Genomic DNA, 1,473 nt, shown 5'->3' on the forward strand with positions numbered 1-1,473 from the left:
GCTGCTTCATGCCCGGAAAAAACTGTTTGGACCATCCACTGAGGTTACTCAGATGGATGGTCAGCTGTCGTTGTTTGAATCTGTCCAGGAACTTGCCGAGCAGCTGAACCTTTCAAAAGAAAAGATCACCGTGAAGCCATATACCAGAACACCACGCCAGCCGGGAGTACGCCAGGAAATGCTGGCAGGCTTTCCTCAGGAAGTTGAGGAATACGTTCTTCCGGTAGATGAAAAATGCAGTGTCTGTGGCGGAGAGATGAAAGTGGTGGGAAAACGTGTTGTACGCACAGAGGTTGAATTCCGTCCGGCCAAACTTATCCTGAAACAGATCGTCCAGCAGATAGCCAAGTGTACAGAATGTGGGGAAGAAGACAGCCCAAATGAAAAATGCCATTTCCAGAAAGCAGCTGTTCCAGTGCCACCGCTGGCACATTCAATTTCCACGCCATCCCTGATAGCCCAGATCATGTACCAGAAGTTTGCAATGGGACTACCATTAGCCAGACAGGAGAAAGACTGGTTTCGTCTTGGACTGGTACTTTCCAGAAGCAACATGGCGAACTGGATCATCCGCTGCAGCCAGGAATGGCTGGAACCGGTTTACTGGAGGATCCATGAGAAGCTGTTGGAATGCGGACTACTCCATATGGATGAAACCCGGATCCAGTGTAATAAGGAAGAGGGAAAGCTTCCAAGCAGTGAATCTTTTATGTGGTTAATGCGCAGTGCAGTAAGTGAAGATATCCAGGGAGCATTCTTCTATTATTCCCGCAGCCGGAGCGGCGAGAATGCCCGGAAGCTGCTGGATGGGTTTAAAGGGTATCTGATCACGGATGCTTACGCTGGCTACGACAAGGTGCCGGATATAAAGAGAGCCCTGTGCTGGGCACACTGTCGCAGGTATTTTGTGGAAAGCATTCCATTGGATACAAAAGGAAAAGAGATCCCCGGTTCCAAAGGTGCCGAAGGAAGAGAATACATCGATCTTCTCTTCAAGGTTGAAGATGAGATCAGGGATCTCCCTTATGAAGAGAAAAAACAGAAGCGTCAGGATGCGTCACAGCCAATCCTTGATGCCTTTTGGGCGTGGATAGAAAAGACCTCTGCGATGCACACGACCAATGAAAAACTTACGCAGGCACTGGGCTACTGCCAGAACCAGAGAAAATATCTGGAGACATTTCTGGAAGATGGTCGCATTCCGCTCAGCAACAATTATTGTGAGGCAAATATAAAACCATTTGCAACCGCAAGGCGAGCCTGGCTGTTTGCAGATACTCCCCGCGGCGCATTTGCAAACGGAGTATTATACACTCTGGTGGAAAGCGCCAGAGCCAATGAGTTGGATACCTATGAGTACCTGAAATATCTGCTCACAGAAATGCCAAACAATCATCATCTGGAAAATCCGGACGTTATTGATCAACTCCTGCCCTGGGCAAAAGAATTACCGGAGCAGTGCCGCTTGAAAAG

The 1,473-nt window shown here is 48.7% G+C and carries 1 protein-coding gene; it reads left to right on the forward strand.

Annotated elements, in window-relative coordinates; translation table 11 throughout:
- The coding region (tnpC, locus tag ACTQWB_RS18640; RefSeq protein WP_441502915.1) for an IS66 family transposase at positions 1-1,473 on the forward strand (1,473 nt) is incomplete at both ends.

Source organism: Blautia sp. HCP3S3_H10_2, assembly GCF_052122375.1.
GTDB lineage: Bacteria > Bacillota > Clostridia > Lachnospirales > Lachnospiraceae > Blautia_A.